General features: G+C 69.8%; 25 protein-coding genes and 2 pseudogenes. 13 read left to right on the plus strand and 14 right to left on the minus strand.

All coding sequences use genetic code 11. The features are described from left to right. Positions 1-6: 6 nt before the first annotated feature. Positions 7-2,307: a phosphoribosylformylglycinamidine synthase subunit PurL gene (gene purL, locus AC1C2R_RS10295; RefSeq protein WP_495353234.1), complete on the minus strand. Its 2,301-nt coding sequence runs from the start codon at positions 2,305-2,307 to the stop codon at positions 7-9. A gap of 196 nt (positions 2,308-2,503) precedes the next feature. Then, positions 2,504-4,135 (minus strand): DUF222 domain-containing protein, encoded by a 1,632-nt coding sequence (locus AC1C2R_RS10300; protein WP_495352382.1) that lies wholly within the window; start codon positions 4,133-4,135, stop codon positions 2,504-2,506. A gap of 282 nt (positions 4,136-4,417) precedes the next feature. Between AC1C2R_RS10300 and AC1C2R_RS10305 the strand changes: the two genes are divergently transcribed. Next, the gene (locus AC1C2R_RS10305) at positions 4,418-5,635 is read left to right on the plus strand and encodes an MFS transporter (protein ID WP_495352383.1); all 1,218 of its coding nucleotides are present in this window, start codon (positions 4,418-4,420) and stop codon (positions 5,633-5,635) included. A 234-nt stretch (positions 5,636-5,869) separates the two neighbouring features. Here the strand turns inward: AC1C2R_RS10305 and AC1C2R_RS10310 are convergent. Next, positions 5,870-6,685, minus strand: a pseudogene (locus AC1C2R_RS10310) (shikimate 5-dehydrogenase). A gap of 177 nt (positions 6,686-6,862) precedes the next feature. Next, positions 6,863-7,324 (minus strand): DUF3817 domain-containing protein, encoded by a 462-nt coding sequence (locus AC1C2R_RS10315; protein ID WP_495379839.1) that lies wholly within the window; start codon positions 7,322-7,324, stop codon positions 6,863-6,865. A gap of 152 nt (positions 7,325-7,476) precedes the next feature. Here AC1C2R_RS10315 and AC1C2R_RS10320 point away from each other — a divergent pair, with 152 nt between their 5' ends. Together AC1C2R_RS10320 and AC1C2R_RS10325 are read left to right on the plus strand one after the other, a co-directional pair. Next, positions 7,477-8,010 carry an adenine phosphoribosyltransferase gene (locus tag AC1C2R_RS10320; RefSeq protein ID WP_495379840.1) on the plus strand — a complete coding sequence of 178 codons (534 nt, stop codon included), beginning with the start codon at positions 7,477-7,479 and terminating at the stop codon, positions 8,008-8,010. 112 nt (positions 8,011-8,122) lie between these two features. Then, a complete protein-coding gene (locus AC1C2R_RS10325) occupies positions 8,123-8,431 on the plus strand; it encodes a hypothetical protein (RefSeq protein ID WP_495352387.1) in 309 nt (102 codons plus the stop codon). A 34-nt stretch (positions 8,432-8,465) separates the two neighbouring features. Here AC1C2R_RS10325 and AC1C2R_RS10330 read toward each other — a convergent pair whose 3' ends face one another. Then, positions 8,466-8,918, minus strand: a complete 453-nt coding sequence (locus AC1C2R_RS10330; protein ID WP_495379841.1) for an SDR family oxidoreductase — start codon at positions 8,916-8,918, stop codon at positions 8,466-8,468. Between AC1C2R_RS10330 and AC1C2R_RS10335 the strand changes: the two genes are divergently transcribed. After that, positions 8,868-9,182, plus strand: coding sequence for a winged helix-turn-helix transcriptional regulator (locus tag AC1C2R_RS10335; protein ID WP_495379842.1), 315 nt, complete (start codon positions 8,868-8,870; stop codon positions 9,180-9,182). The two genes, AC1C2R_RS10330 and AC1C2R_RS10335, sit on opposite strands and share 51 nt — an antisense overlap. A gap of 81 nt (positions 9,183-9,263) precedes the next feature. Here the strand turns inward: AC1C2R_RS10335 and AC1C2R_RS10340 are convergent, their stop codons facing one another. Continuing rightward, positions 9,264-10,442, minus strand: coding sequence for an MFS transporter (locus AC1C2R_RS10340; protein ID WP_495379843.1), 1,179 nt, complete (start codon positions 10,440-10,442; stop codon positions 9,264-9,266). A gap of 127 nt (positions 10,443-10,569) precedes the next feature. Between AC1C2R_RS10340 and AC1C2R_RS10345 the strand changes: the two genes are divergently transcribed. The 5 genes from AC1C2R_RS10345 (at position 10,570) to AC1C2R_RS10365 (ending at position 14,344) form a co-directional block, all read left to right on the plus strand. Further along, positions 10,570-10,950, plus strand: a complete 381-nt coding sequence (locus AC1C2R_RS10345; RefSeq protein ID WP_495352391.1) for an ArsR/SmtB family transcription factor — start codon at positions 10,570-10,572, stop codon at positions 10,948-10,950. A 107-nt stretch (positions 10,951-11,057) separates the two neighbouring features. Then, positions 11,058-11,507: a Fur family transcriptional regulator gene (locus AC1C2R_RS10350; protein ID WP_495352392.1), complete on the plus strand. Its 450-nt coding sequence runs from the start codon at positions 11,058-11,060 to the stop codon at positions 11,505-11,507. 162 nt (positions 11,508-11,669) lie between these two features. Next, a complete protein-coding gene (locus AC1C2R_RS10355; RefSeq protein WP_495379844.1) occupies positions 11,670-13,166 on the plus strand; it encodes a catalase in 1,497 nt (498 codons plus the stop codon). Between the two features lie 89 nt (positions 13,167-13,255). Then, a complete protein-coding gene (locus AC1C2R_RS10360) occupies positions 13,256-13,522 on the plus strand; it encodes a hypothetical protein (RefSeq protein WP_495352394.1) in 267 nt (88 codons plus the stop codon). A 102-nt stretch (positions 13,523-13,624) separates the two neighbouring features. Then, on the plus strand, positions 13,625-14,344 hold the full coding sequence (locus AC1C2R_RS10365) for a flavodoxin family protein (protein WP_495379845.1): 720 nt from the start codon (positions 13,625-13,627) through the stop codon (positions 14,342-14,344). 68 nt (positions 14,345-14,412) lie between these two features. Here the strand turns inward: AC1C2R_RS10365 and purQ are convergent, their stop codons facing one another. Next, a complete protein-coding gene (gene purQ / locus AC1C2R_RS10370) occupies positions 14,413-15,111 on the minus strand; it encodes a phosphoribosylformylglycinamidine synthase subunit PurQ (RefSeq protein WP_495352396.1) in 699 nt (232 codons plus the stop codon). Between the two features lie 17 nt (positions 15,112-15,128). After that, positions 15,129-15,461 carry a phosphoribosylformylglycinamidine synthase subunit PurS gene (purS, locus tag AC1C2R_RS10375; RefSeq protein WP_495379846.1) on the minus strand — a complete coding sequence of 111 codons (333 nt, stop codon included), beginning with the start codon at positions 15,459-15,461 and terminating at the stop codon, positions 15,129-15,131. 211 nt (positions 15,462-15,672) lie between these two features. On the opposite strand from purS, the gene AC1C2R_RS10380 reads away from it, so the two are divergent. Further along, positions 15,673-16,344 (plus strand): PadR family transcriptional regulator, encoded by a 672-nt coding sequence (locus AC1C2R_RS10380; protein WP_495379847.1) that lies wholly within the window; start codon positions 15,673-15,675, stop codon positions 16,342-16,344. After that, on the plus strand, positions 16,341-17,891 hold the full coding sequence (locus AC1C2R_RS10385) for a DHA2 family efflux MFS transporter permease subunit (protein ID WP_495352399.1): 1,551 nt from the start codon (positions 16,341-16,343) through the stop codon (positions 17,889-17,891). Before AC1C2R_RS10380 ends, AC1C2R_RS10385 begins: the two co-directional genes overlap by 4 nt. A 182-nt stretch (positions 17,892-18,073) precedes the next feature. Here the strand turns inward: AC1C2R_RS10385 and AC1C2R_RS10390 are convergent, their stop codons facing one another. From AC1C2R_RS10390 to kynA, 5 genes are all read right to left on the minus strand, one after another. Next, on the minus strand, positions 18,074-18,529 hold the full coding sequence (locus tag AC1C2R_RS10390) for a MarR family winged helix-turn-helix transcriptional regulator (RefSeq protein ID WP_495352400.1): 456 nt from the start codon (positions 18,527-18,529) through the stop codon (positions 18,074-18,076). Further along, positions 18,526-19,041 carry an EVE domain-containing protein gene (locus AC1C2R_RS10395; RefSeq protein WP_495379848.1) on the minus strand — a complete coding sequence of 172 codons (516 nt, stop codon included), beginning with the start codon at positions 19,039-19,041 and terminating at the stop codon, positions 18,526-18,528. The genes AC1C2R_RS10390 and AC1C2R_RS10395 overlap by 4 nt, the downstream gene beginning before the upstream one ends. A 94-nt stretch (positions 19,042-19,135) precedes the next feature. Then, entirely contained in the window at positions 19,136-20,359 is a 1,224-nt protein-coding gene (locus AC1C2R_RS10400) for a kynureninase (RefSeq protein WP_495380397.1), read from the minus strand. 32 nt (positions 20,360-20,391) lie between these two features. Beyond that, positions 20,392-21,471: an amidohydrolase family protein gene (locus AC1C2R_RS10405; protein ID WP_495379849.1), complete on the minus strand. Its 1,080-nt coding sequence runs from the start codon at positions 21,469-21,471 to the stop codon at positions 20,392-20,394. A 74-nt stretch (positions 21,472-21,545) separates the two neighbouring features. Then, entirely contained in the window at positions 21,546-22,424 is an 879-nt protein-coding gene (gene kynA, locus AC1C2R_RS10410) for a tryptophan 2,3-dioxygenase (protein ID WP_495352403.1), read from the minus strand. A gap of 27 nt (positions 22,425-22,451) precedes the next feature. Here kynA and AC1C2R_RS10415 point away from each other — a divergent pair. Together AC1C2R_RS10415 and AC1C2R_RS10420 are read left to right on the plus strand one after the other, a co-directional pair. Continuing rightward, positions 22,452-22,686: pseudogene (locus AC1C2R_RS10415) on the plus strand (N-acetylmannosamine-6-phosphate 2-epimerase); the annotation flags it as partial. 189 nt (positions 22,687-22,875) lie between these two features. After that, positions 22,876-23,526, plus strand: a complete 651-nt coding sequence (locus AC1C2R_RS10420) for a TetR/AcrR family transcriptional regulator (protein WP_495352404.1) — start codon at positions 22,876-22,878, stop codon at positions 23,524-23,526. A gap of 230 nt (positions 23,527-23,756) precedes the next feature. Here the strand turns inward: AC1C2R_RS10420 and AC1C2R_RS10425 are convergent, their stop codons facing one another. After that, positions 23,757-25,256 (minus strand): MFS transporter, encoded by a 1,500-nt coding sequence (locus AC1C2R_RS10425; protein WP_495379850.1) that lies wholly within the window; start codon positions 25,254-25,256, stop codon positions 23,757-23,759. Positions 25,257-25,278 lie beyond the last annotated feature (22 nt).

The raw sequence follows: 25,278 nt of genomic DNA on the forward strand, positions 1-25,278 counted from the left end.
CGTGCGTCAGTACCCGACGACGGGGCCGAACGCCTCGGCGAGCGGTGCGCGATTCACACCGCGCAGCTCGTCGATCGACACGGTGAAGAGGCCCTGCACTTCGAGGGCGGCGGATGTCGCATCCGTCACGCCGATGCGCCGCACCGGGTAGTCGCGGCCCTCGCAGAGGCCGCGGAACTTCACGTCGTCTTCGCGGGGCACCGTCACGATGACCCGGCCGGCGGACTCGGAGAAGAGCGCGGTCGCGAGGTCGATGCCGGCGTCGCCGGCGACCTCGTCGAGCACCACGCGGGCGCCGAGGCCGAAACGGCCGACGGCTTCGGCGAGGGCGACGGCGAGGCCGCCATCGGAGAGGTCGTGGGCCGAGTCGATGAGCCCCTCGATCGCCGCTGCGTTGAGCAGCTCGGCGAGACGCTTCTCACCGGCGAGGTCGACGGCCGGCGGGCGACCGCCGAGGTGGCCGTGCACGACGCCGGCCCATGCGGAGCCGTCGAGCTCGAGCGCGGTGTCGCCCAACAGGTAGATGTTGTGCCCGTCATCCTGCCAGCCCGACGGGATGCGGCGGGCGACGTCGTCGATCACGCCGAGCACGGCGATCACCGGCGTCGGGTGGATCGGCACGTCGCCGGTCTGGTTGTAGAAGCTCACGTTGCCGCCCGTGACGGGGATGCCGAGCTCGAGGCATCCGTCGGAGAGGCCCTCGACGGTCTCGGAGAACTGCCACATGACCTCGGGGTTCTCGGGGGAGCCGAAGTTCAGGCAGTCGGAGACGGCCGCGGGCACCGCGCCCGAGACGGCGACGTTGCGGTACGCCTCGGCGAGGGCGAGCTTCGCACCCTGGCGCGGGTCGAGCTGCGAGTAACGCCCGTTGGCGTCGGTTGCGATCGAGACGCCGAGGCCGGATTCCTCGTCGACGCGCACCATGCCGGCGTCATCGGGGTAGCTGAGCGCGGTGTTGCCGAGCACGTACTTGTCGTACTGGTTCGTGACCCACGCGGCATCCGCCTGGTTCGCCGAGCCGATGAGCTGCAGGAACTGCGCGCGGATCTCGTCAGGCGTCGCGGGCCGGTCGAGCTTCGCGGCGGTGTCGGCCTGCAGCGCGTCGATCCAGGTGGGGTAGGCGACGGGGCGCTCGTAGACGGGGCCGTCGACGGCGACGGTGCGCGGGTCGACGTTCACGATCTCTTCGCCGTGCCACATGATGCTGAGGCGACCGGTGTCGGTGACCTCGCCGAGCACGCTCGTCTCGACGTCCCATTTCGCGACGACCTCGAGGAAGCCGGCGAGCTTCTCGGGGCGCACGATCGCCATCATGCGCTCTTGACTCTCGCTCATGAGGATCTCTTCGGGCGTGAGGGTGGGGTCGCGCAGCAGCACGTCGTCGAGCACGATCGCCATGCCGCCGTCACCGTTCGACGCGAGCTCGGAGGTCGCGCACGAGATGCCGGCCGCCCCGAGGTCTTGGATGCCCTCGACGAGGTCGCCCGCGAAGAGCTCGAGGCAGCACTCGATGAGCACCTTCTCGGCGAAGGGGTCGCCGACCTGCACCGCGGGGCGCTTGGTCGGGCCGCCCTCGGCGAAGGTGTCGGAGGCGAGGATCGACGCGCCGCCGATGCCGTCGCCGCCCGTGCGTGCGCCGAAGAGCACGACCTTGTTGCCCGCGCCCTTCGCGTTGGCGAGATGCAGGTCTTCGTGGCGCATGACGCCGACCGCGAGGGCGTTGACGAGCGGGTTCGCCTGGTATACCGGGTCGAACCAGGTCTCGCCGCCGATGTTCGGCAGGCCGAGGCAGTTGCCGTAGAAGCTGATGCCCGACACGACGCCGTGCACGACGCGTGCAGTGTCGGGGTGGTCGATCGCGCCGAACCGCAGGGCGTCCATGACCGCGACCGGGCGGGCGCCCATGGAGATGATGTCGCGCACGATGCCGCCGACGCCGGTTGCTGCGCCCTGGAACGGCTCGATGTAGCTCGGGTGGTTGTGGCTCTCGATCTTGAAGGTGACCGCCCAGCCCTCGCCGACGTCGATGACGCCCGCGTTCTCGCCCATGCCCACCATGAGGTTCTTCTTCATCTCGGGCGTGACCTTCTTGCCGAACTGCTTCAGGTAGATCTTGCTCGACTTGTAGGAGCAGTGCTCGCTCCACATGACCGAGTACATCGCGAGCTCGGCGCTCGTGGGGCGGCGGCCGAGGATGTTGCGGATGCGCTCGTACTCGTCGGGCTTCAGGCCCAGCGCGGCGTACGGCTGTTCCTTCTCGGGCGTCACTGCGGCGACCTCGACGGTGTCGAGCACCGGCGTCGCGATGCTCCCTGAGCCTGTCGAAGGGGCAGCGGTGTTGGCGGGGGCTTCAGTGGTCACGAGTGGCGAGCTCCAGAGAACGGCGGCGAGCGGATGCCGCGGGGCGGATGCCTGACCCCAGAAGTCTACCGGCCGTTGCGGTGCGACCGCGGCGCTCGCCGACCGGTGGTTGCGGTGCGACCGCGGCGCCCCAGACCGGGTCTCACGCGACCGCGGTGACCAGTCCGCCGGCGGAGTCTGCTGTGGTGGGAACGGAGGTGGGCACGGGCGCGGGCGAAGGCGTGGGCAACGACCGCTGCCGTTCGACCTGCGACGAATCGTCGGGATGCCGTGCCGGCCCATGGCGAGACAGGAGGTGACGCGCGGCCACGTTGCCCGGTCGTGGCCGCTGCTCGGGGTCGAGGTGTACCGGCGGAACGAACCAGCTGCGCGCATCGCGGATGAAGATGCTCCACCCGTCGTCGTGGACCCGATGATGATGGAAGCTGCACAGCATGATGCCGTTCGCCACGTCGGTGCGGCCACGGTGGCGCTTCCACCACGCGATGTGGTGGGCCTGAGCATGCGATGGGGGCCGGTGGCAACCTGGCCAGGCGCAGCCGCCGTCTCGTTCGACGAGCGCGATCTTCTGGGCAGGGGAGAATCGCCTCGCCGCGCGGCCGAGTTCGAGTGGTTCGCAACCATCGCGCATGAGCAGCGGAGCGACCCCGGCCGACTCGGCGAGTTCGCGCGCGGTGGCGGCGGACACAGGCTGGTCGACACCGTCGATGTTCGCGTGCCCGCGCCCGGTCACGAACGCATCGACGTCGATGCGGGCGACGACGCTCACCCCTCGAAGTGCGGGTGGTGCGGCCGCGCTCGAGAGGGACAGCCTCGCGATGTCGGCCAGCGCGTCGGCGTTCATCTGCCCGATCGTGCGCTCTTCACGGAAGACGGGGTCGGTCGCCTCGACCTCGCCATCGCCATCGCCGGAGTCGGAGTCGGAGCCGTCGCCGGAGTCGGAGCGGACGGCGCCGGCGTCGCGCGCCGTGCGGTCGCCCATCGCCCCGAACGGACGCTTCGCATCTCGCGCGCGGTGCAGCTCGGCACCGACCAGCGCCTCGATCGCGAGCTTGATCGGCGCCCCGTTCGCCGGATCGAACGCGCCCTTCAGGTTGATCATGCCCGCCGCGTCTTGCCAGATGGAGAGACCTCGCCGGGAACGGAGCTCGTCTTCGCGCGGCTTCACGCCGTCGGGATCGAGGTGCGCCTCGAGCTGCTTGATCAAGCGCGTGAGCCCGTCGACGCCGACCGCCGGTGCACGGTCGACGAGGAGCAGTTCAGCGGCGTCGGCCTCGTCGCACGCGACGGTCGGCGGCAATTGGTCGACGAACCGGCGGATGACCTCAGCCGCAGCGACGCCGAGCGTGCCGGCATCGAGCGCGGCAGCCACATGCGGATGCCGCGGGGGCAGTGCCTCGCCGGTGAAAGACGCACGATGGCTCGTCGCCTGACCCACCGCGACGAGCCGTGCAGCATCGGAGTAACGACCGCCGGTCGTCTGTGCGATCAGCCGCTCAGGCGAGGAGAAGCCGTGCTTGCGCGACAGGTCGTCGCCGTCTGCGTCGCCACGCGAGCGCTCGGCGATGCCGGCGGCGCAACGTGCCTGCAGGGCCTCGACGCGGCGCCCGAGCCTGGCCAGCGACTCGGTCGCCCGCATGAGCCCGTCGTCGCTCATGACGCCGATGTCGGCCTCAGGGTCGCGCGAGGCGGCGAGCAGCGCTCCCGCCCACTCCTGCAGCACCGACGCGCAGACCGCTTCGAGTTCGCGGAGTGCTGCGGGGGCTTCGGGCATGCTGCGATTCTAGCGGAAATCAGTCAGAAATTCGAAGAGAACTTCGAATGTGGAGAACTCGAAAGTGTCGCCCCGAACTGCGGACCGAAGCGCGTCGCCCCCGCAACCACGACGCCCGACGCCCGCCCGCCACCCCGCGGCATCCGCTCTGTAGACTGAACGCGGTCGCCGCATTCTCGGCGGCCCTGGGCGCGCACATCAGCGCGCAGTCGACCCGCCGTCGGCCACTCGCGGAGCCCCGCCCCGCCGCGCGCGGGGAACGCCCTTCGCTCAGGTACTCCCATGACGCCGTCAACTCCCGTCGACCGAACCGATACCACGCCCGCCGTCGCGCCGCCGTTCCCGTGGCTCGGCCTCATCGTGCTCGCCGCCGCCGTCTTCCTCTCGGTCACGATCGAGATGATCCCGACGGGCCTGCTGCCCGACATGAGCCGAGAGCTCGAGGTCAGCGAGCCCCTCATCGGCCTGCTCGTCACCGTGTTCGCCGCGACCGTGGTCGTGCTCACGGTGCCGTTGTCGGCCCTGACCAAGCGGATGCCGCGGCGCACCCTCATCGTCATCACGCTCGCCGTGCTCGCGGTCAGTTGCGTGCTCACCGCGTTCGCGCCGAACTACGGCACGGTGCTCGCCACCCGCATCCTCGGCGGCGCCGCCCACGGGCTGTTCTGGTCGGTCGTCGGTGCGTACGCCGGCCACCTCGTACCGAAGGAACAGCTCGCCCGCGCGGTCTCGATCAGCGTCGCGGGCGGTTCGCTCGCGTTCGTGCTCGGCGTGCCGCTCGGCACGGCGCTCGGCCAGGCCTTCGGCTGGCGGCTCGCGTTCGCCGGCATCGGCGTGCTCACACTGCTCGGCGCCCTGCTGGTGTGGCGATTCCTGCCTCCGGTGCGGCACCATGCGGGCGAGACGGATGCCGCGCCGCTCCGTCTGCGCAGTGATGCCACGTTCGTGCCGGTGCTCGTCGTGTGCCTGATCACCGCGGTCACGATGGTCGGTGCGTACACCTTCTACACCTACGTCGCGCCCTTCATCACCGAGGTCATGGGCCTGCCGGCCAGTGCGATCAGCCCGATGCTGCTCGCCTACGGCATCGCGGGCGCGTTCGGCCTCGTGTTCGCGGGAACCGTGCTCGGACGCCGCCCCACCGTCGGTCTCGCCGTCGCGCTCATCGCGACGGGCCTGGGTGTCGCGGGTCTCGCGCTCTTCCCGCAGGTGCCGGGCGTCGGCATCGCGTGCTTCCTCCTGTGGGGCACGGCGTTCGGGGCGCTCCCGCCGATGCTCAACACCCGGCTGCTGCACTCGGCGTCGGCGCGCATTCGCGATGCCGCGGCATCCATCTACACGACGGCCTTCAACACCGGCATCGGCGGCGGGGCGCTGCTCGGCGCGATCCTGTTCGGCGTGATCGGCCTCGGTGGGCTGCCGTGGGTCTTCGTCGCGCTCATCGCGTGCTCGAGCACCGCCCTCATCTGGACCGCACTCGTCAACCGCGTGCGCCGCTGACGAATCGACCGTTGGTCGAATCGACCGTTGGTCGAGTAGCGAGCGAAGCGAGCGTATCGAGACCTGGGGGCGGGGTCTCGATACGCGGGCTCCTTCGTCGCGCGCTACTCGACCGGCGGTGGCGGGCTCCTTCGTCGCGCGCTACTCGACCGGCGGTGGGGGCTCCTTCGTCGCGCGCTACTCGACCGGCGGTTGGGGGCTCCTTCGTCGCGCGCTCCTCGACCGGCGGTGGGGCTACTCGGCGCGTGAGAACGCGGCGGCGCGCTCGATCTGCTCACGCGTGAGCGGCACGCCCGTGTAGCGCTCGAACTGCGCGGCGGCCTGCATCGCGTGCACCTCGGCCCCGCTGATCACGAGCTTGCCGGCGGCCCGCGCGGCGAAGACGAGCGGCGTCTCCGCCGGGAACGCGACGACGTCGAACACCACGGATGCCGCGCCGACATGCTCCGCCGAGAACGAGAGCGCCGAGGCATCCGCCCCCTGCATGCCGAGCGGGGTGACGTTCACGATGACGTCGGCGCCGGGCTCGGGGTCGGTCGGCGTCCACGCGTAGCCCTACTGCCCGGCGAGCGCCGGCCCGAGCGATGCGTTGCGCGCGACGATCACCACGTCGTCGAAGCCCGCGCCGCGGAATGCCGCGACCACGGCCTTCGCCATTCCGCCCGAACCGCGCACGAGCACGCGTTGCGCGGGGTCGAGCTCGTGCTCGGCGATGAGCTGGGCGATCGCCTCGTAATCGGTGTTCGACGCCGTGAGCACGCCATCGTCGTTCACGATCGTGTTGACCGATTCGATCGCCGCGGCCGAGGGTTCGACGACGTCGACGAGGGGTATCACGGCCTCTTTGAAGGGCATCGACACGGAGCATCCGCGAATTCCGAGCGCACGGATGCCGCGCACGGCGCCCTCGAGGTCATCGGTCGTGAACGCCTTGTAGATGAAGTTCAGGCCGAGTTCGTCGTAGAGGAAGTTGTGGAACCGCGTGCCGAGGTTCGACGGCCGGCCCGCGAGCGAGATGCAGACCGCCATGTCCTTGTTGAGGATGGGCATGCTGCAATCTTCCCGCAGCCGCAGCCGCAGCCGCAGCCGCAGCCGCAGCCGCAGCCGCAGCCGCTGGTCGAGTAGCGCGAAGCGCGTATCGAGACCCTGCCGATCGGTCTCGGCACGGCATCGGCGACCACAACAGCGTCGACGTCCGAGAGCGGATGCCGCAGCATCCGCACCTCATCAGGCCTCGCGGCCCCCGGGCGGGCCGATCACGAGCAGGCCCGCGAAGACGACGGCGATGCCGACGACCGCGAGCGAGACGAGCAGCACCGGCCGCGCGAGGAACCAGCGCAACAGGCCGTTGACCCAGGTCGAATCGGCCGGATGGTCAGTCTTCTCGCGGCGCCAGTCGCCCTCGAGGTGACCCGTACGCACGAGCCACAGCTCGAACGGGATGGTCGCGTAGGGCACGATCGCGGTGAGCACCGCGAAGGCGATGCGGCCGAGGTTCCAGCGCTGGTTGACGCCGATGATGACCGAGGCGAGGGCGTACGACAGGAACACGAACCCGTGGATCGAACCGCCGACGAGCACCGCCCACTCGACGCCTGCGGCGTACTTCAGGATCATCGCGACGATCAGGATCGTCCACGTGACGGCCTCGGCGAAGGCCAGGGCTCGGTACAGGCGTTTCGGTGACACGGATGCTCCAGGGTTCGGTTGCTTCCATGGTCTCAGGCTCGGCTGCATGCCCGCATCGACCGAACGATTGATCCGTGGCGTGACCCCTGACGTGACCCGGACGTGAATCGAGTGCCCAGTCGAAGTGCAGGGCGCCGCGGTAGCCTTGCCCGGTGACCGAGCAGTCTGCACGCGAGCTCGTCTCGAGCCTCATCGCGTCGATCCCCGATTTCCCCGAACCCGGCGTGACGTTCCGCGACCTGACCCCGGTGTTCGCGAGCGGCCCGGCGCTGCACGCGCTCGGCACCTCGCTGACCGAGCCGTTCGCCGGCCGATTCGACGACATCGGCGGGGTCGAGGCGCGCGGTTTCCTCATCGCGGGCGCCGCCTCGGCGATCTGCGGTGCTGGCGTGCTCACGATCCGCAAGGCCGGCAAGCTGCCGCGGGCGGTGCTCCGCGAGGACTACGCCCTCGAGTACGGCACCGCTGCGCTCGAGGTGCACGAGGGGGAACTGCCGCCGGGCTCCCGCGTGCTCATCGTCGACGACGTGCTCGCGACCGGCGGCACCGTCGCAGCGGCCGCGCGACTCGTCGAACGGGCCGGCTGGCAGGTCGCGGGCATCTCGGTCGCCCTCGAACTCACCGGCCTCGGCGGCCGCGCCGCGCTCGCGGACCGCTACGAGATCTTCTCGCTCCTGCAGTACTGAGCGGCGGGGATCCGCGCGGATGCCGCGGGCTCCGGGATCACGGAACCGGCATGGTCATCGTGGACATTCCTTGGTAGCGTTTGCCACCGAACGAGGAGGTCCGATGGACTCGATGCCGAAGCGAACCTTGTGGTGGGGCATCGGGCTGTCGGTCGGCGGTGCGCTGCTGATCCTGCTCGCCCCGCCCCTGCTGTACTCGATCGTGTCGGCAGAAGGGGAGGCGGGCCAGACCTTCTTCTCGTTCGTGCAGCTGGTGCTGAACGTCTTCCGACAGCTCGTGCTCCCGCTCGGCACCGCGCTCATCGCGGCATCCATCGTCATGTTCTACATCCGCGGCCGCTCGGCGCCCGTCGCCGTCGACGCAGAGCGCCCGAAGCGCTGGGTGCTCCCCGAACCGCTCGAGCGCCGCACCGATCGCTGAGCCGGCCGGCCCCGCGTCGCTCGCGCGGCGAGTGTCAGCGTCGTCCGCCGTCGAGGCGCAGGGTCTCGCCGGTGAAGAACGTGGCCGACATGATCCAGAGCACCGCGTCGACGATGTCTTGGACGGTTCCTGTAGTGCCGACGAGTGTCCGGGAGGCGGCTGCGGTGAGGAACTCCGTCTTCTGTGCGCCGCGGGCGTCCCAGAGACCTGAGTCGATGATTCCCGGAGAGATCGCGTTCACGCGTACCGGAGCGAGTTCGGCGGCCAGGTGCTGGGCTGCGAACGCGACGGCGCCGTTGGTGGTTCCGGTGGCAGCCACGGACGTCTCGTCGCGCAGGTCGATGCGCAGTGTGCTCTCGTCACGCGGCGCATGTGCGGAAACGGTCACGCGTGCGCCTTCCGCAGCTGCGGCCGCCGCGATGGCAGCGCCCAAGCGATGGGTTCCGCCGATGACGAGGACGGTGTGGTTGGCGAGTCTTTCAGTCATGTCACTCCGAAGGTCCTCGCGGAAACGCTCCGGTCCCTGGAGGAAGACGGCTTGATTTCCCGAACCGTGTTCGACGAGAATCCCCCTCACGTCGAGTACGAACTCACAGAACTCGGCCGCTCGCTCCTGGTGCCACTCCGCGCCGTGAGAAATGGGCCGAAGAACACGTCCCTGCGGTCCTCGCCGCCCGCGCTGCTCTCGGGCCGACCGACGCGAAAGAGTTCCCGCCGCCGGCAACCTCATGAGTACTCGCCGCGTGTCTGACGGCGCACGATCTCGGTGAGCGCGGCAGCGAACGGATGCCTCGAGCTCACGCCCGGCCCGAGGCATCCGCTCGCCGTTCGCTCAGTCGGCGACCGGCGCGAGTTCGGGGGTGCTCGCAGCCGCCGGTTCGGACTCCATGCGCCGCCCGGCGCGACGCGCCCGCACGAGTTGCGCGAGTGTGGCGAGCAGCGCCAGGACGAGCGGAACTGCGGCCACCACGACGAGCCACTGCACGGGCGCGACGCTCATCGTCACTGAACCGACGAGCCCGCCGAGGGCCGTGCCCGCGTAGATCGCCGAGCTGTTCAGGGCGAACACCGGGGCGGGGTTGTCGGGGTCGAGTCGGCCGAGCTCGTACTGCTGCGCGGGGATGATGATGTTGCCGAAGGCCCCCCACGGCACCACGAGCACGAGCACCCACCAGAAGTTCGTCGTGACGCCGAGCACCAGGGTTCCGATCGTGATCACGACGAGCGAGACAGCGGTGATGCGGAAGCCGCCGAACCGGTCGATGTAGCGCCCGCCGAACAGCAGCGATGCGATGCCGGCGACGCCGAACGCGGACAGCACGATGGCGAGGGCCGAGGAATCGAGCCCCGCGGTGCCGAGCAGCAGCGGCGCGAAGTAGATCGAGACCGCGAAGAACCCGGTGGTCACGAGGGCGGTGGTGCCGGCGACCGCGAGCACGGCCGGCCGGCGGAGCGGCGCCAGCTGGGCGGCGAATCCGGGATTGGTGGGCCTCGGCGCCTTCGGAACGAAGAGGATGCCGACGATCGCGAGCACTCCGAGCCCGGCGACCAGGAGGAGGGCGGCGCGGTAGCCCCACGCGTGGCCGACGACGGTGCCGATCGGAACGCCGAGCGCGCTCGCCGCGGTGATGCCGAGCAGCACGGTCGTGATCGCTCGGCCCCGCCGCTCGGGCGGCACCATGCCGACGGCGACCGCGGAAGCCTGCGGGGTGAATGCGGCCGAGCCGAAGCCGACGATCGCGCGTGTGATGAGGAAGGTCGTGATGTCTTGCGCCGCGACCGAGGCGAGGGTTCCGAGTACGAGGCCGATGAGTGAGATGACCATGATCGTGCGTCGTTCGAAGCGTGCAAGCAGCACCGGCAGCAGCGGGGCGCTGACGGCGTACGCGAGCGCGAAGACGGTGACGCTGAGGCCCGCGATCGCGGGCGTGGTGTCGAGGCTCTCGGCGACCAACGGCAGGATGCCCGTCATGATGAGTGCGTTCGTACCTGTGGCGAAGGTGCCGAACATCAGGAGTAGCAGAGGGAGATTCACGTGGTCCTCACGTCGGAGTTCAAGTCGTATTTCAAAAGTTCTTGAAGTAGTGAATCACAGGTACACTGGTGGCAGCAAGAGTCGACCCCGAGGAATTTCCACGATGCGCACACTCGCCCACCCGGCCTCCGCCGACATCCGTCTCGACGACGTGCTGTTCGCCCTCAGCGACCCGAACCGCCGCGCGATCCTCACACTGCTCGCCCGTGACGGCGACAGCCTCAGCGGCACCTGCGCCGTCGCGGCCGGCGCCGAGCCGTCAGCCGCGTCGCACCACCTCAAGGTGCTGCGCGAAGCCGGCGTCACGAGCACGGCCGTCGCCGGCACCGCGCGCATCGTCTCGTTGCGTCGCGAGGAACTGGACTCGCGATTCCCCGGGCTCATCGACAGCATTCTGAACGCAACCACCGACACTCGCTCGGCGCTCGACGAGGCCGCCGAGATGATCGGCCTCACCGGCGAGCCCGAGTCGCGGTCGCACTGACCGGCGAGCGGATGTCGCGGCGCCGATGTCCGCCCGGAGGAGGGGCCCGCCACGCCCGGCGATCAGGTTTGTTTTGACAGAATCAAAATAACCGATACGGTCGAGTCATGACCTCGAACCCCACCGAAGCACGCGACCGGGCGGCCGCCCGGCTCCGCGGCGCCGGGCTCAAGGTCACCGAATCACGACTCGCGGTCTTCGACGCGTTCCGCCCGGGCGAGCATCTCGACGCCGACGGCGTGCACGCCCGTGCCGCCGTGAAGCTGCAGAGCACCTCTCGGCAGGCCGTCTACGGAGTGCTCGGTGCGCTGACCGAAGCGGGGCTGCTGCGCAAGATCGAGCCGGCCGGCTCGTCGGCCCTCTACGAGACCCGCACGGGCGACAACCACCATCACCTCGTCTGCACGAGCTGCAACACCGTCTTCGACGTCGGCTGCGTCGTCGGCGACGCCGCTTGTCTCACGCCGAGCGAGACGCACGGTTTCCGCATCGCCTCGGCCGAAGTCACGTTCTGGGGGCTCTGCCTCGAGTGCAGCGCGAGCGACGCGCTGAGCTGAGTCCGAAGCCGGCCGAGCCGGCATTTCCGCATCCGTATCCGTATCCGTATCCGTATCCCGCGTCGGGCTCATCCGGCGCGCCCCGAACTCGGGCGCTCCCTACCGGCGCCCCGCCTGCCGCTGGCCGGCGACTCCAGAGAAAGAACGAAGAGAGAAGGACGCATGCCCGAACCCATCACGACACCCATCGCGACACCCACCACGACACCCACCACGACGCAGACCGGTACCCCGGTCGCCAGCGACGCCCACTCCCTCACGATCGGCGCCGACGGCGCGACGGCGCTGCACGACCGCTACCTGGTCGAGAAGCTCGCCCAGTTCAACCGCGAGCGGATCCCGGAGCGGATCGTGCACGCGAAGGGCGGCGGCGCGTTCGGCACCTTCGAAGTGACCGCGGATGTCTCGGCGTACACCCGTGCCGCGCTGTTCCAGCCTGGTTCGACCGTCGAGACCCTGATGCGCTTCTCGAGCGTCGCCGGCGAACAGGGCTCGCCCGACACCTGGCGCGACGTGCGCGGCTTCTCGGCGAAGTTCTACACGACCGAGGGCAACTACGACATCGTCGGCAACAACACCCCCGTGTTCTTCATCCGCGACGCGATCAAGTTCCCCGACTTCATCCACTCGCAGAAGCGTCTCCCGGGCTCGGGCCTGCGCAACTCCGACATGCAGTGGGACTTCTGGACCCTCTCGCCCGAGTCGGCTCACCAGGTCACCTACCTCATGGGCGACCGCGGCCTGCCGAAGTCATGGCGCGAGATGCACGGATTCGGTTCGCACACCTACCAGTGGATCAACGCCGAGGGCGAGAAGTTCTGGGTCAAGTACCACTTCCGCACACGGCAGGGCGACCTGCACCTCGACCCGGCAGCCGCCGCGGCGATCGCGGGCGCCGACGCCGACTACTACCGGCGCGACCTGCACGACGCGATCGAGGCGGGGAACCACCCGAAGTGGGACCTGCACGTGCAGGTGATGCCCTACGACGACGCGAAGACCTACCGGTTCAACCCGTTCGACCTCACGAAGGTGTGGCCGCACGCCGACTACCCGCTCATCAAGGTCGGCACGCTCACGCTCGACCGCAACCCGGCGAACTTCTTCGCCGAGATCGAGCAGGCGGCGTTCTCGCCGGCCAACACCGTTCCCGGCATCGCGATCAGCCCCGACAAGATGCTCATGGCGCGCGTGTTCAGCTACCCCGACGCGCAGCGTTACCGCGTGGGCACGAACTACAACCAGATTCCGGTGAACGCCCCGCACGCGGCATCCGTCGCCAACTACTCGCAAGACGGCGCCCAGCGTCACGGGTTCAACGCGCCGACCACCCCGGTCTACGCGCCGAACTCGTTCGGCGGCCCCGTGGCCGATGCCGAGCGCGCGGCCGAGGGCGGCTGGGAGTCCGACGGCGAGCTCGTGCGTTCGGCGTACACGCTTCGCTCCGCCGACAGCGACTTCGGCCAGGCCGGCACCCTCTACCGCGAGGTCTACTCGGCCGAGGCGAAGGCTCGTCTGCTCGTGACCCTCACGGGTCAGGGCGAGTCGATCACGATCGACGAGATCCGCGAGCGGTTCTTCCAGTACTGGACGAACGTCGATGCCGAGCTCGGGGCAGCGCTCCGCGCGAGCGTCGGCACCGAGGATGCCGCGGCGTAGCCGAGGCCCTCGAAACGCGCGATGCCGGGGTTGCAGCCCCGGCATCGCCGATCCATCACGCACAACCCCTCCGACAGAAGGAACGCAACATGAACAACGGATCCCTCCCAGCCTACGTCGAGCCCTCGGCGCTCGCGCTCGACCCCCAGCAGATCGCGATGGGCTCGGCCGGGCAGCGCGCGGCGATGACGATGACGGATGCTCCGGCACCCGAGCTCGACGCCCAGCAGATCGCGATGGGCTCGGCCGCACAGCGTGCCCGGATCGTGCACGTGCTCGGCGGCTCGTACGTCTCGGGCACGAGCACTGTCGTGGCGCCCGGCCGCTACACCGACACCGAGTCGTCGCGGCGCTGAGACGGGCGCGGCCACGCGGCCACGCGGCCGGAAGGTGCGGCCGTCGGCGGCGGAGCCGCCCATGCCTGTCGGTGGCCTGAGCCCACGAGTAGCATCGGCGCCATGGCCGAGCTGCCCGACTTCTCAGACCTGCGCGCCCTCTACGTGAACTGCACGCTGAAGCGAAGTCCCGAGGTGAGCAACACGCAGGGGCTCATCGACGCGAGCACTGCGCTCATGCGCGAACACGACGTGCGAGTCGATGAGCTTCGATTCGTCGATCTGGATGTCGCGACCGGCGTCTACCCAGATATGCGCGAACACGGATGGCCCGTCGATGCGTGGCCCGACGAGGTCTGGCCGCTCGTCGAGGCCGCCGACATCCTCGTCGTCGGCGGGCCGATCTGGCTCGGCGACAACTCGTCGATCACGAAGAAGCTCATCGAGCGGCTCTACGCCATGAGCGGCGAGTTCAACGCGAAGGGCCAGTACGTGTACTACGGCAAGGTCGGCGGGGCGATCATCACGGGCAACGAAGACGGCATCAAGCACTGCGCCCAGAACATCCTCTACAGCCTGCAGCACATCGGCTACTCCATCCCGCCGGGCGCCGACGCGGGCTGGACCGGCGAGGCGGGCCCCGGCCCGAGCTACCTCGACCCCGACTCAGGCGGACCCGAGAACGACTTCACCAACCGCAACACCACGTTCATGACGTACAACCTGCTGCACCTCGCTCGGCTGTTGAAAGATGCGGGCGGGTTCCCGGCCGGCGGCAACCTCCGCTCGGAGTGGGACGCGGGCGACCACTCGGGCTTCGAGGCGAACCCCGAGTACCGCTGACCGCGGGCTCAGCCCGACCCGAGAACAGGACGACGCGCCGAACCGGAGACGAGACAGGAAGTGTGTTGCTACGCCTCGACGAGGGCACGCTTGATGACGCTCGTGAAGAAGCCGAGCCCGTCGACGCCCGAACGCATCGCAACCGCAGTGTCGGGGCCGAAGCCCGGCTCGACCGCGTGCTCGGGGTGCGGCATCAGGCCGACCACGTTGCCGCGCTCGTTCGAGATGCCGGCGATGTCGCGGAGCGATCCGTTGGGGTTCACGCCGACGTAGCGGAACACCACGCGGCCCTCGCCCTCGAGCCGGTCGAGCGTCTCATCCGAGGCGATGAACCCGCCCTCGCCGTTCTTCAGCGGGATCGTGATCTCTTGACCGGCCGCGAACTCGCCGGTCCAGTCGGTCGACGCGTTCTCGACGCGCAGCACCTGGTCGCGGCAGATGAACGAGCCGTGGTCGTTGCGGATGAGCCCGCCCTCGAGCAGGCCCGCCTCGGTCAGCATCTGGAACCCGTTGCAGATGCCGAGCACCGGAAGGCCGCGGTTCGCTGCGTCGACGACCTCGGTCATGATCGGGCTGAGCGAGGCGATCGCGCCGCAGCGCAGGTAGTCGCCGTAGCTGAAACCGCCCGGAAGGATGAGTGCGTCGACGCCCTCGAGGTCGTGCGAGCCGTGCCAGAGCGCGACGGGCTCACCGCCCGCGATGCGCACGGCGCGCTGGGCGTCGCGGTCGTCGAGCGAGCCGGGGAAGGTGATGACGCCGATGCGCATGCGTTGCCTCCCGCGCCTCAGTGCGTCTCGCCGGCGGGGGCGACGAAGCCGTCTTCGGCGTCAGCCGCGGCATCCGCTGCCTCTTCGGCGAGTTCGGCGTTGGAGACCTCGTAGTGGATGCCCACGACGTCTTCGATCACCTGGTTCGAGAAGATGTCTTCGGCGATCTGGCGAATGCTCGCCTTGAACGCGTCGTCGACGGGTCCGTCGATGGTCACCTCGAATCGCTTGCCGATGCGCACCGCGCTGATGCCGGCGTGGCCGGTGCGGGCGAGGGCGCCGGCGACGGCCTTCCCCTGGGGGTCGAGCAGTTCGGCTTTGGGCATCACGTCGACGACGATGGTGGGCACCGCGGTTCTCCGTCCGGTGTCGAAAGTGTGGATGCGTCGATTCTACCGGGGCATCCATCGCTCGAGTTGCCCGGCCTTCGCAGTCGATCGGCGCTGCGGCGTTGGGGTTGCGGATCGGTGCATTCCATGCGTATTATTCCAACCGGAATAGTCAGCGCCGAGCCGGTGACGACATCGGCTTTCGAAGAAGAGCAGAAGAGAGGGGGAGCGGATGTCACGACTCAACCCGCTCGCGGTCTCCTCCCTCGCGCTCCTCGCCGAGCGCGAGATGCATCCGTATGGGATGTACCAGCTGATGCTCCAGCGACGTGAGGACCGCGTCGTCAAGGTGAGCGCGGGTTCGCTCTACCGGGCGGTCGAGCGGCTCGCGGCCGATGGCCTCATCGCCGAGTGCGGTGTCGAACGCTCGGGCAACCGGCCGGAGCGCACCGTCTATGCGATCACGGATGCCGGTCGGCAGGCGCTGCTCCACACACTCGCCGAGATGCTGCGCGAGTACGTCAACGAATACCCCGAGTTCCCGGTCGCGATCGGCGAGGCGCACAACCTCCCCGTCGGCGAGGCGGCTCCGTTGCTGCGGCAACGACTCGAGGCGATGGGCGCGACGATCGGCTACATCGACACGGCGCTCGAACACATCGCCTCCAAGGGCGTCGAGCGGCACCACGTGCTCAACGTGCACTACACCCGGGCGATGCTCGTGGCCGAGTCGCGCTGGCTCGAGCAGACCATCGGCGACCTCGAGTCCGGTTCGCTCACCTGGCCGGACCCGAACTCGGGCATGACCTCGGACCGAACCTCAGGCCCAATCTCAGATCCAACCTCAGATCCAATCTCAGATCCAATCTCAGATCCAATCTCAGACTTTCGAAGGACACCGTGAACCAGATCGCCAAGCCGTGGCCCGCCCTGTGGGCGCTCGTCATCGGCTTCTTCATGATCCTCGTCGACTCGACGATCGTCTCCATCGCGAACCCCGCGATTCTCACCGACCTCGACACCGACCTCACCGCGGTGATCTGGGTGACGAGCGCGTACCTGCTCGCCTACGCCGTGCCGTTGCTCATCACCGGGCGCCTCGGCGACCGCTTCGGGCCGAAGCGCGTCTACCTCGTCGGCCTCGTGATCTTCACGCTCGCCTCGCTCTGGTGCGGCTTCTCGGGCGACATCACGATGCTCATCGCCGCCCGCGCGGTGCAGGGCATCGGCGCTGCGCTCATGACCCCGCAGACGATGGCGGTCATCACGCGCATCTTCCCGCCCGACAAGCGGGGCGCCGCGATGGGCCTCTGGGGCGCCGTCGCGGGCATCGCGACGCTCGTCGGCCCGATCCTCGGCGGTGTGCTCGTCGACTCGCTCGGCTGGGAGTGGATCTTCTTCGTGAACGTGCCCGTGGGTATCGTCGCGTTCGTCGCCGCCTGGCGGCTCGTGCCGAACCTCGAGACGCACTCGCACCGATTCGACTGGCTGGGAGTCGTGCTGAGCGCCGTCGGCATGTTCCTGCTCGTCTTCGGCATCCAGGAGGGTGCGACCTACGACTGGGGCACGATCACCGGGCCGATCACGGTGTGGGGCCTCATCATCTCGGGCATCGTCGTGCTCGTGGCATTCGTGGTCTGGCAGCGCTTCAACCGCGCCGAACCGCTGCTGCCGCTCGGCCTCTTCCGCGACCGCAACTTCTCGCTCTCCAACGCATCGATCACGCTCGTCGGCCTCGCGATCACGGCGATGCCGTTGCCGCTCGCGTTCTACTTCCAGATCGCACGGGGTCTCGAGCCCACCCAGGCGGCGCTCATGCTCGCGCCGATGGCCGTGACGACGGGCATCATGGCCCCGCTCGTCGGCAAGCTCAGCGACCGCGTCAACCCGAAGTGGATCGCCTTCTTCGGGTTCACGATCGTCGCCCTCGCCCTCGGCTGGTACGCGGAGGTGCTCACGCCCGACGCCGAGCTGTGGCTGCTGCTGCTGCCGTCGGCCGCGCTCGGAATCGGCCTGTCGGGCATCTGGGCGCCGCTCGCCTCGACGGCGACCCGCAACCTGCCGACGGCGCAGGCGGGCGCCGGCTCGGGCGTCTACAACATGACCCGACAGGTCGGCGCCGTGCTCGGCTCGGCGGCGATCGCCGCGTTGCTGAACGCACGACTCGTGGCCGAGCTGCCCGGATTCGACACCGAGGCCGTTCAGCAGGCCGGCGGTACCGGTGGCGCGCTGCCGGCCCAGATCGCCGAGGGCTTCTCCGCCGCGATGTCGCAATCGCTCTGGCTCTCGGTCGTGGCATTCGGACTCGGCGCCGTCGTGGTGCTGTTCTTCGCGAAGCCCAAGGTCACCGTCGCCTGGGGGCAAAGTCAGGGGCAGGCAGCACGGGCAACGGATGCCTCGGCGGAACGTGCCGGCGAGGCATCCGACCCCAGCGTGCGCGTGGCGGAATAGCGAGCTCCTCGCCGCGGCGGCCGCGCAGTGCGTCACTGCGTGAGCCGCCCGCCGAGCGTCGCCGTTGCGCCGGCGCGACCGGGTCGCGCCGGGGCGGGTACGCGCTCTCCTGCCGCTGCTCGGCGGTCAGTGTGCGGCGGTCAGTGCTCGGCGGTCGCTGCGCGGCGGTCGGTGCTCGCCGGTCAGTCGGCCGCCCGGGCGAGCCGGCCGAGCGCCTCGATGAACGCGCCGAGGTCGCGGTCGAGCCGGCCGAAGTAGCGGTGATCGGTCGCCTCGACTGCGGCGTTCGCACGGTTCGCGAGTTCGGCCCCGGCTTCGGTCACGGACAGCGCCCGGGCGCGGGCGTCGGTCGGATGCGGCGCACGCACGATGAGCCCTTTGCGCTCGAGCGTGCGCAGCACTTGCGAGGTCATCATCGGGTCGGTGCGAGCATGCTCGGCCAGCTCGCGTTGGGTGATGGGTTCGTCGGCTTCGAACCAGGTGAGCGCGGCGAGCAGCACGAACTGCACGTGGGTGAGGTCGAACGGGGCGAGCGTCTGACGCTGCACGGCCTGCCAGGCGTTCGTCGCCTGCCAGAGCAGCAGGCCCGGACTCGCCGAGGGGTCGTCGAACGCGCTCGACAGCCGTTGCGAGTTCATCGCGGCGTCGAGGTCGGCCCCGGCGCCGGGGCCGACCCCGGCGTCGGCGTCGTCGTCGTCGACCCCGATGACCCAGACGCCCCCGCAGCCCCTGATGCCCGCAGAGTCGCGTGCATCGCCGCGAGCAGCACCTCGAGGTCCCCGGCGTCGAGTGGCAGCAGGCCGCGGCGCAATTGGTCACCCCAGTTCGGCTGCGCCGTGAGGGCGAGTCGATCGCGCACCTCATCGACCGCGATGGGACTCGCGTCGGCCCAGTCGATTTGCCTGCGGAACGGGTGGAAGTCGCCCTCGTCGGCCTGCCAGACCACGTCGTCGGCGACGCGGCCGATGGCGGTGAACTGCTTGAGCGGCACGCCGTCGCCGAGGCGCTCGGTCGGCGAGTAATACACGATGGCGTCGCCGCTCTGCATGCGAGCGAGGCCGCTGCGCTTGCCGTGACCGATCTGCGCGATGCCGAGGGCGACTCCCCGGCGTACGTGTTCGGCCGAGGCGACGCCGAGCCAGGCACTCATGCGGTGGCTTTCGTGAGGTGGGAGTCTTCCATGAATTTAGTATGCGCGCATACTAATATCGAGGCAATCTCTCGCGCTCAGAACCCGTTCGCGTTCAGGCGAGCCCGGCCCGCTCGAGCAGCACCGTCTTCAGGGTGTCGCGCGTGGCGGCGAGCCCGCGGTGCACCTCTTCGAAGCTCGTCGACAGCGGTGAGAGGCCGATGCGCAGCCCACCGGGGTCGCGGTAGTCGGGAATCACGTCGCGCTGCCAGAGCCGGGCGGTCACCTCGCGCATCGCGGCATGGTGCAGTGCGACGTGACCGCCGCGCTCGTCGGCGTCGGCGGGCGAGGCGAGGGTCACGCCGAGCGGAGCCAGCCAGTCGTCGGCGAGGGTGATCGCGAACTCGGTGAGTGCGACCGACTTCGCGCGGAGCGCCGGCATGCCGGCCTCCTCGATCATCGCGAGGGTCTCCTCCATCGCGAGCATGCCGACGATCGGCGCCGTGCCCGAGAGGAAGCGGCGGATGTCTGGCACCGGCTCGTAGCCGGGCCCCATTGCGAACATGTCGGTGGTGCCCCACCAGCCCTGGATCGGCTGGGTCAGCACCGCCTGCAGGTCGTCGCGAACGTACGCGAAGGCGGGTGACCCCGGGCCGCCGTTCAAGTACTTGTAGGTGCATCCGACGGCCAGGTCGAAGCCCCAGATGTCGGCCTTCACCGGCACGGAACCGGCCGAGTGGCAGAGATCCCAGAGGATGAGGGCGCCGGCGTCGTGGGCGATGCGGGTCAGCTCGGGGGCGTCGGCGAGGTACGCAGAGCGGTAGGCGACATGCGAGACCACGACGAGCGCGGTCTCGGGGCCGACGGCTTCGGCGAGTTGCTCGGGCGTCACGCCCCTCGAGGTGTCGGTCTCGATCCACCGCAGGCGGGTGCCCGTCTCACGGGCGATGCCGTCGAGCACGTAGCGGTCGGTCGGGAAGTTGTCGGTGTCGACGACGATCTCGCGCCGCACGGGGTTGCGGGCGACCTGGGCGTCGACCGCTGCGCGGGCGAGCTTGTAGAGCAGCACCGTGGTCGAGTCGCCGATCACCGTCTGTCCGGCCTTCGCGTCGATGACGGCGCGGCCGATGCGATCGCCGATCTCGGTGGGCAGCTGCAGCCACGCTTCATCCCAGCCGCGGATGAGGCGCCCGCCCCAGTCCTCGCGGAGGAAGCGCTCGACCCGCTCGATCGCCGACACCGGCGGCCGGCCGAGCGAGTTGCCGTCGAAGTACACGAGGTCGGTCTCCGCTCCCGCGAAGCGCTTGCGATAGTGGGCGAGCCCGTCGGCGCGATCCATGCGGCGGGCGAAGGCGAGATGCGGGTCGTGGGTCACCGGGGCTCCAGGTGGTCGGTGCGGGCGGGGTCGCGGGCGGGGCGGCCGTCGAGGGGCTCGAGGTCTTCGATGGGTGAGATCCGGGCGCTCGCGAGCCAGCCGGGCAGCTCGTCGAGGGTCGCCGGCGCCGGGCCGGGCACGAAGGTCGCGATGCCCTCGAGCGAATGCGGCGCGTCGGCGGCCGGCCAGGGGTCGGTGATGGCGGTCAGGATGTCGGGTGCCGTGAGGCCGGCGCTCACGAGCGCGGCGAGCTCGCCGGAGTTCACCCCGTCGGGCAGCACGCCGTTGCCGAGATCGGTGCCGTAGAGCACTCGCCCGCCGGCCGAACGGAACCTGCTGAGGTTGTCGACGGCTCGCCGCAGGTCGGGTGTCACCTCACCGCGACCGTGGATGTCGAGGGTCGAGATCCAGATCTGGCCAGCGGATGCCGCCTGCAGCACGAGCTCGCTCGGAAGCCCTTCGGTCCACGGCGTGTGCACGAGTACGTCGGCGCCGGCGTCGATCGCACGTTCGGCCATTCCGGCACCTTCGGCGTGCACCGCGACGAGGAGCCCGGCCACGCGCGCCGCCCGCACGATCGCATCGAGCGTCGCCGGATCGAACACCGGCCCCGCATCGGAGTTCATCACGAGTTTCACGAGCGATGCTCCGAACGCCCGCTGCTCTTCGACGATCGTCTCGATCGCGGTCGAGAGCTCGCCGCGATACGGGGCGCGGATGTCACCGACGAGTGGCACCTCGCGCAGGCTCCCGGGGAGCAGCCAGTCCCGATCGCTCGGGTACCCGCCCGGTGCGGTGAGGAACGCACCGGCGTGGTGCACGTGCGGTAATCCGTCGCGGGCCGCGAGCGCGGCGATGACGGCCGGGTTCGCCCCCAGATCGACGACCGCCGCGATGCCGCCCGTCACCGCGGCCTCGGGTTGCACCATTTCGAGGTGCACGTGATGGTCGATGAGCGGCGGCAGCATTGTGCCGGTCTCGCCGGCCTGCTCGCCGCCACCGCCGAGGGAACGGCGCGCGGGTCGGGCGAGCGGCCCGAGCCCGAGTTTCGCGTTGCGGGGGTCACTTCTCGCCAAATCGGCGGCCTGCTCGCGCTCTGGTGGCCGGAATCCACCCCCGGAAGCAGGGAACGCGTGAGTGGGCGACATCCTCAGCCCGGAATCTCGGTGCGCACGGCGTACAACTCGGGGAAGAAGGTGAGGTCGAGGGCGCGGCGCAGGAAGGACGCGCCGCTCGACCCGCCGGTGCCGGTCTTGTTGCCGATGATGCGCTCGACGGTCTTCAGGTGGCGGAACCGCCAGAGTTGGAAGTTGTCCTCGAGGTCGACGAGCTCTTCGCACGTCTCATATGCGGCCCAGTGCTCATCGGTATTCGCGTAGATCGTCGCGAAGACGGGTACGAGTTCAGGGGCGAAGGTCCACGCCTGCGTCACGTCGCGCTCGAGGATCGATGCCGGCACCGGGTAGCCGGCCCGGGCGAGGAGGCGGAGGAACTCGTCGTAGAGGCTCGGGGAGTCGAGGGCGTGTCTGAGGGTCGCGCTCGCCGTGGCATCCGACTCGAAGACCTGCATCATCTTCGCGTTCTTGTTGCCGAGCACGAACTCGACCGCGCGGTACTGGTACGACTGGAAGCCGCTCGCGTTGCCGAGCACGCCGCGGAACTGCGCGTACTCGGTCGGGGTGAGCGTCGCGAGCACCGACCACTGCTCGGTCAACGTCTTCTGGATGTGCTTGACGCGCGCGACGCACTTCAGCGCGGGGGCGAGTTCGTCGGCGCGCAGCAGGTCGCGCGCGGTCTCGAGCTCGTGCAGCACGAGCTTGAGCCACAGCTCGGTGGTCTGGTGCTGGATGATGAACAGCAGCTCGTCGTGGTGCTCGGGCCGCGAGATCGGCCGCTGCGCGGCGAGCAGCGTGGGCAGGTCGAGGTACCCGCCGTAACTCATGCGATCACTGAAGTCGGTGACGACGGATGCCTCGATCGTGCGCGTGTTCGCTTCGACCCCGTCGACCGCGCTCTCGTGTTCAGTCACGGCTCCAGCCTAGCCACGGGGCATCCGGGCACCACCCTGTGCGGCTACACCGGGGAACGGGCGATGACGGATGAGCCGGACCTCGAGGTGCTCGCCGAACTCGCTGCTCGGCTCGGCGTGCCCGTCATCGCTGTGGGGCGCGTGCATGCGCCGGCGCAGGCCGGCGTGCGTCGACGCCGGTGCGTTCGCGGTCGTCGTCGGCACAGCGATCACGCATCCTGCGACGATCGCCGGCTGGTTCGCGGCGGCCGTCGCCCGCTGACCTCCGCCCGGCCGCGCCGGGCTCCGCCTGCTCGGGAACGACGCGGCGGGCGCCCCCGTCCCGGATGAACCGGCTCGTTGCCCGCCGCGCCGAACTCCCTCTCCCCTAGAGGGAACGTCGCCACCTTTTTTCGGGTAAACGGAGACGACTCTCCGAATCATACTCGATCGTCGCGCGTACAGTGAAGCGGTGAGTTCGTCGACCTCGTCCCGTCGTGATGCGCGATACAACCACGAACGACTGCTCGGCGAGGCGCGACGACTCTTCGCGGAACGCGGTATCGACGCTCCACTCGACGAACTCGCGGTTCGCGCGGGCGTCGGCGCGGGCACGGTGTATCGCCACTTTCCGAACCGCGACGCACTCGTGAGGGAGCTCTACGACGACGCCGTGGGCGAATTGCACGACCTCGCTCCCGAGATCCTCGGTGCCGAGACCGCCTGGCGATCCGTTGAGCTCTACGTCGAGCGCCTCGGCGCCTGGGTCGCCGATTCGCCGTTCCTGCCGGCCATCATGCGACGGGTCGCCGAGCTCGATCCCTCATACCGTCCCGGCGCCGAGTTCGAGCCGGTGATCGACGGACTCGTGGCGCGGGCGCAGGCCGAGGGATCACTCCGTGCCGATGTCACGGCGGTCGATCTCAGCGTGCTCGTCGACATGCTCGGCTCGCTCGGACAGTACGGTAGCGAATACCTGCCGTTCTGGCGTCGGCAGCTCACGATCGTGCTCGACGGTCTCCGCGCGCGACCGGGTACGACGCCGATGCCCGTGCCTGGCCAGGATTTCGACGCCTTCCACGACATGTCGCACGCGAAGGGGCCGACTCCCGCGCCGAGCTGACGCTGCGCGCCCCGTCATCGTGCCACTCGAGCACTGCAGCAATTCAGGTCGGGAGGCATGTCGTGGGGCGGTGGATGCCCGACACGCCGTGATCGCGTCTCGTGACACGACTCCCGACCTGAATTGCTGCGAGGTGGTGGGTGGTGCGTGGAGGGTGGTGCGTGGTGCGTGGTGCGTGGTGCGTGGTGCGTGGGGGTGAAGGGTGAAGGGCTGGGGTGCGGATGCTGCGGTCAGCGCGCCGCTCGACGGCGGATGCCGACCGCGGCCGCTGCCGCGAACACGGCGGCGATGCCTGCGCCGATGAACACCGCGCGGAATCCGCCGGCCGCCGCAACCTCGACGCTCGCCCCGGACTCGGCGAGCCCGGCGGAGACGGCGCCGCTCACCGAGGCGAGCACCGCGAGTCCGAGCGCACCGCCGATCTGCTGGCTCGTGTTGACGAGGCCGCCGGCGACCCCCGATTCACCGCCGTCCACCCCGTCGACCGCGAGCTGGGTCGCGGTGACGAACGCTCCACCGAGGCCCACGCCGATGAGGAGGCTCGGGCCGAGCACGTGCACGAGGAATTCCGCCTCGACGGGCGCTTCGGCCAGCCAGCCGAGCCCGCCTGCGAGCGTGAGCAGCGAGGTCGTCAGCACGGGCCGGATGCCCAAGCGCGAGACGAGCGGCGGCACCGTACCGGCGACCACGACGAGGGCGCCGGCGAGTGGCAGCTGCGAGAGGCCGGCAGCGAGGGCGTCGAAGCCGAGCTGCTCCTGCAGGAACACGGAGAGCGCGAAGAACAGCGCGACCATCGCGCCTCCGACGAGCACGATGACGATATTGCCGGCCGTCACCGCGCGGTTGCGGAAGAGCTCGAGCGGCAGGAGGGGGGAGGCCGTGCGGTGCTCGATGGCGACGAAGGCCACGAGCAGAGCTGCACCTGCACCGAGCAGGGCGATGACCAGCGGATGCCCGAAGCCGAGCGCTTCGGCATTGGAGAGGCCTGCGACGAGGGCGACGAGGCCGGCGGTGACGGTGGCCGCACCCGGAAGGTCGAGCGTGGTCGCCGCGCCAAGCCGATCGCGGGCGACGAGGAACGGTGTCGATGCGAGCACGATCGCCCCGATGGGCGCGTTCACGAAGAAGACCGCTTCCCAGCCGAATGCCCCGGTCAGCAGGCCGCCGGCGAGTACTCCGGCGGCGCTGCCGGCCCCGGCGACGGCGCCCCAGATGCCGAGCGCCTTTGCGCGATCGGCCGTGGTCGTGAAGAGCCGAGTGACGAGCGCGAGTGATGCCGGTGCGAGCAGTGCGGCTGATGCGCCTTGCAAGGCCCTCGCCGCGAGCAGCCACGTGCCGTCGGTCGTGAGGCCGGCGGCGACGGATGCCGCGACGAACCCGATCGTGCCGATCAGGAACACGTTGCGGTGGCCGAAGCGATCGGCGAGCCGCCCGCCGAGCAGCAGCAGACTGCCGAACGGCAATACGTAGGCCGTGATGATCCACGCGAGGGCGCCCTGGTCGAGTCCGAGGTCGGCGCCGAGGCTCGGGATCGCGATGTTCACGATCGATGCGTCGAGCACGACGAGGAACTGGGCGAGCGCGAGTGCGCCGAGCGCCCACCAGCGGCGCGAAGCGCGATCGGGTGCGGGCCCGGCGGGGCCGGCTTGGGAAGGGACGACCGGAGCCGAGACCGCAGCGAGTTGCTGCGACCGGGCCTCGGTGTGAAGTGCGGGATTCGTGGTGGTCATGAGATTCCAATCTGTGAGTGAA

It is taken from the genome of Agromyces sp. Y182, from assembly GCF_059445385.1.

What these genes read in the sequence shown, in the direction of transcription:
- AC1C2R_RS10305 (WP_495352383.1), top strand. Translation starts at nt 4,418, where the DNA reads ATGACGCCGTCAACTCCCGTCGACCGAACCGATACCACGCCCGCCGTC.
- AC1C2R_RS10400 (WP_495380397.1), bottom strand. Translation starts at nt 20,359, where the DNA reads ATGGATCGCGCCGACGGGCTCGCCCACTATCGCAAGCGCTTCGCGGGA.
- AC1C2R_RS10335 (WP_495379842.1), top strand. Translation starts at nt 8,868, where the DNA reads ATGGGTTCCGCCGATGACGAGGACGGTGTGGTTGGCGAGTCTTTCAGT.
- AC1C2R_RS10360 (WP_495352394.1), top strand. Translation starts at nt 13,256, where the DNA reads ATGAACAACGGATCCCTCCCAGCCTACGTCGAGCCCTCGGCGCTCGCG.
- AC1C2R_RS10345 (WP_495352391.1), top strand. Translation starts at nt 10,570, where the DNA reads ATGCGCACACTCGCCCACCCGGCCTCCGCCGACATCCGTCTCGACGAC.
- AC1C2R_RS10380 (WP_495379847.1), top strand. Translation starts at nt 15,673, where the DNA reads ATGTCACGACTCAACCCGCTCGCGGTCTCCTCCCTCGCGCTCCTCGCC.
- AC1C2R_RS10340 (WP_495379843.1), bottom strand. Translation starts at nt 10,442, where the DNA reads ATGTTCGGCACCTTCGCCACAGGTACGAACGCACTCATCATGACGGGC.
- purQ (WP_495352396.1), bottom strand. Translation starts at nt 15,111, where the DNA reads ATGCGCATCGGCGTCATCACCTTCCCCGGCTCGCTCGACGACCGCGAC.
- AC1C2R_RS10300 (WP_495352382.1), bottom strand. Translation starts at nt 4,135, where the DNA reads ATGCCCGAAGCCCCCGCAGCACTCCGCGAACTCGAAGCGGTCTGCGCG.
- AC1C2R_RS10425 (WP_495379850.1), bottom strand. Translation starts at nt 25,256, where the DNA reads ATGACCACCACGAATCCCGCACTTCACACCGAGGCCCGGTCGCAGCAA.
- AC1C2R_RS10355 (WP_495379844.1), top strand. Translation starts at nt 11,670, where the DNA reads ATGCCCGAACCCATCACGACACCCATCGCGACACCCACCACGACACCC.
- AC1C2R_RS10350 (WP_495352392.1), top strand. Translation starts at nt 11,058, where the DNA reads ATGACCTCGAACCCCACCGAAGCACGCGACCGGGCGGCCGCCCGGCTC.
- AC1C2R_RS10390 (WP_495352400.1), bottom strand. Translation starts at nt 18,529, where the DNA reads ATGAACTCGCAACGGCTGTCGAGCGCGTTCGACGACCCCTCGGCGAGT.
- AC1C2R_RS10365 (WP_495379845.1), top strand. Translation starts at nt 13,625, where the DNA reads ATGGCCGAGCTGCCCGACTTCTCAGACCTGCGCGCCCTCTACGTGAAC.
- AC1C2R_RS10325 (WP_495352387.1), top strand. Translation starts at nt 8,123, where the DNA reads ATGCCGAAGCGAACCTTGTGGTGGGGCATCGGGCTGTCGGTCGGCGGT.
- AC1C2R_RS10395 (WP_495379848.1), bottom strand. Translation starts at nt 19,041, where the DNA reads ATGAGTGCCTGGCTCGGCGTCGCCTCGGCCGAACACGTACGCCGGGGA.
- AC1C2R_RS10330 (WP_495379841.1), bottom strand. Translation starts at nt 8,918, where the DNA reads ATGACTGAAAGACTCGCCAACCACACCGTCCTCGTCATCGGCGGAACC.